This window comes from Komagataeibacter kakiaceti JCM 25156, assembly GCF_000613305.1.
Genome location: NZ_BAIO01000266.1, coordinates 1 through 3,230, shown reverse-complemented (window position 1 = coordinate 3,230; position 3,230 = coordinate 1). Strand labels below are relative to the sequence as shown.

The window sequence follows — 3,230 nt, the reverse complement described above, 5'->3', positions numbered from 1 at the left end:
CGCGCGCTGGTTGACCTGCAACGCCGCTTTGCGGGGTGCATGGCGCGGTGCTGGACGGGCGCGACATCGGCACGGTCATCTTTCCCGACGCCACGGTCAAGCTGTTCATCACCGCATCCCCCCGCACCCGGGCCGAACGGCGGTGGGAACAGCTCGCCACCAACCCCGACGCCCCGGACCGCGAGGCGCAGATCATTCGCGTGGAGCAGGAGATCGTCGCGCGTGACGCGGCGGATTCCAGCCGCAGTGTCGCGCCTTTGTGCGTGGCGCGCGACGCCATCCGGATCGAGACGGACAGCCTCACCGCCGATGAAGTGCTGGCCGAAGCCCTGCGGATCGTGGCCGACATGACGCGCTAGCGGGCTTTTGTGCGGGAACTATCCGCTCCGGGCATGGTTTTTATTGACACACGCCATCCATAGGGTGTCTGTGCACAGCGTATATGCCCGGCATCCGCGCGTTGCGGGGCATGACATCAATAACCGGCCCGTCTGGCGAGCCACGACCGTGTCGTGGCGTTTACGCGGGGCAAGCCGTTCCCATGCCCCCGCGCGGGGCAGGCGGGGGCGCAGGATTGTCCATATCCCGCCATCGGGTGGGATGTGGTTACAGGATTTACGAGTAGCCCATGGCTTCAGCCACAACACAGCCCGTCGCCGATTACAAGGGTGGCGAGGACTTTGCCTCCCTTCTTGAGGAAACTCTCGGTCGGGATTCCGCATTTGACGGTTCCGTTGTCACCGGTCGCGTCGTCCGCCTGACGGATGAATACGCGATCGTCGATGTCGGCCTGAAAAGCGAAGGGCGCGTCGCCCTGAAGGAATTCGGCCCGCCGGGTGTCGCCCCCGACGTCAAGCCGGGTGACGTGATCGAACTGTTCGTCGAGCGGTACGAAGATCGTGACGGCTCCATCGTCCTGTCACGTGAGAAGGCCCGCCGCGAGGAAGCCTGGTCGAACCTTGAAAAGGCGTTCGAAGGCAACCAGCGCGTCAACGGCACCATCTATGGCCGCGTCAAGGGTGGTTTCACTGTTGATCTGGGCGGCGCGATGGCCTTCCTGCCGGGCAGCCAGGTCGATATCCGCCCCGTGCGCGACGTGACCCCGCTGATGGGCGTGCCGCAGCCGTTCCAGATCCTGAAGATGGACCGCGCGCGTGGCAACATCGTCGTTTCGCGTCGCGCCGTGCTGGAAGAGACCCGTGCGGAACAGCGCAGCGAGCTGATCCAGGGCCTGAAGGAAGGCATGATCCTCGACGGCGTGGTCAAGAACATCACCGATTACGGTGCGTTCGTGGACCTGGGCGGCGTCGATGGCCTGCTGCATGTGACCGACATTGCATGGAAGCGCATCAACCACCCCTCCGAAGCGCTTCAGATCGGCCAGCCGGTCCGCGTGCAGGTCATCCGCTTCAACCCCGATACGCAGCGTATCTCGCTGGGCATGAAGCAGCTTGAGGCCGACCCGTGGGAGAACGTGGCGATCAAGTATCCGCCGGGTGCCCGCTATTCCGGTCGCGTCACGAACATCACCGATTACGGCGCGTTCGTGGAGCTGGAGCCGGGTGTCGAAGGTCTGGTGCACGTTTCCGAAATGTCCTGGACGAAGAAGAACGTCCATCCGGGCAAGATCGTCGCCACTTCGCAGGAAGTCGATGTGATGGTTCTGGATGTGGACAGCGCGAAGCGCCGCATCTCGCTGGGCCTGAAGCAGGTGCAGCGCAACCCGTGGGAGCAGTTCGCCGAGGAACACAAGGTTGGTTCCGTGGTGGAAGGCGAGATCCGCAACATCACCGAGTTCGGCCTGTTCATCGGCCTTTCCGCGGATATCGACGGCATGGTTCACATGTCCGACCTGTCCTGGGACGAGCCGGGCGAAGTCGCCATGAGCCACTACGAGAAGGGCCAGGTCGTGAAGGCCAAGGTTCTGGATGTGGACGTGGAGAAGGAGCGCATCTCGCTCGGTATCAAGCAGCTTCAGGAAGATCCGGCCGCTGATACCCTGAGCAAGGTGCAGAAGGGCGCGGTCGTGACCTGCATCGTCACCGCTGTTCAGTCGAACGGCATCGAGGTGAAGGTTGACGACGTGCTGACCGGCTTCATCCGCCGTGCGGAACTGGCCCGTGACAAGGCCGACCAGCGTCCGGAGCGTTTCGCCGTTGGTGAGCGCGTCGATGCGAAGATCGTCTCGGTTGATCGCGCCGCGCGCAAGCTGGCCCTGACCATCCGTGGCCGTGAGGTCGAGGAAGACAAGCAGGCGATCTCCGACTACGGTTCGTCCGATAGCGGTGCGTCGCTGGGTGACATTCTGGGTGCCGCGATCCGTCGCCGCAACGCCGAGAACTGATCCAGCCGGAACTTCCAGCCTGCGCAGGCGGGCTGGAATACCGTGCGGGGAAAGGGGTAGTGCAGGAATGCACTGCCCCTTTTTTCATGGTGCGACGGGCTGGAATAAGGGTGCCTTCCTTTCAGAAGGCGGCGTTTCCTGAAGCTTCTTCATATTTCGCGGGGTGTTGCGGGGGGCGTTTTCCCTGAACCGCCGGTTCTCCCTCACTTCCTGCATGCAACAGGAAAGCGCGGAAGAACCGGGACCGGATTTATGGCGCTGCTGGCGGTCCCTTGACGATCTGCGCCAGATCGGCGGGCCGTATCCATTTGCGCATTGCATCACGTATCGTGACGGCGTCCATGGTGTAATAGGCCTGTGCCGCGATGTCGTTCTGGTCCAGCGACAGACCCAGATCACTGAAATGCAGGTAGGCGGCGGCGATGGTGTCCAGACTGGCGGACTGAAGGGCGAGGCTGCGCAGCATCCCCGCGCGCGCCATGGCCAGTTCATCCGCGCTGACCGGCTGGGTCTGCATGGCCATGATGTCATGCACGGCCGCCGTGCGCGCGGCGGCGACCTTGTCGGGGTCCGCGCCGAAGGAGATGCTGTAGGCGCTGCGGTTGCGCTTCCATGTCAGGTGGCTGCGCACGGTATAGACATAGCCGGTGCGTACCCGCAGGTCGCGATACAGCCGGGATGAAAAACCGGACCCCAGAATTTCATTGCCCATGTTGAGTGCGAAATGGTCGGGGTTGGCGACGGTCAGGGCAAGACTTTCGGGCAGGGACACGCTGGCCTGCATGCTGGACGGGTCCGGCACCCGCGTCATCTGCGTGCGGCTGTCGGGGCGCGGCGGCAGGTCGACCACCGGGGTCGGGCCGGTTGCGCGCCACGCGCCGAAGGC

At 63.9% G+C, this 3,230-nt stretch carries 2 protein-coding genes and 1 pseudogene; 2 read left to right on the top strand and 1 reads right to left on the bottom strand.

Features of this window, described 5'->3' with window-relative positions; translation table 11 throughout:
* Together JCM25156_RS23980 and rpsA are read left to right on the top strand one after the other, a co-directional pair.
* Positions 1 to 359 (top strand): annotated as a pseudogene (locus JCM25156_RS23980) ((d)CMP kinase); the annotation flags it as partial.
* Between the two features lie 269 nt (positions 360 to 628).
* Positions 629 to 2,344, top strand: coding sequence for a 30S ribosomal protein S1 (rpsA, locus tag JCM25156_RS12000; protein WP_025813248.1), 1,716 nt, complete (start codon positions 629 to 631; stop codon positions 2,342 to 2,344).
* A gap of 250 nt (positions 2,345 to 2,594) precedes the next feature.
* Here the strand turns inward: rpsA and JCM25156_RS23975 are convergent.
* On the bottom strand, positions 2,595 to 3,230 hold a 636-nt coding region (locus JCM25156_RS23975), incomplete at its 5' end, for a M16 family metallopeptidase (RefSeq protein ID WP_034959559.1).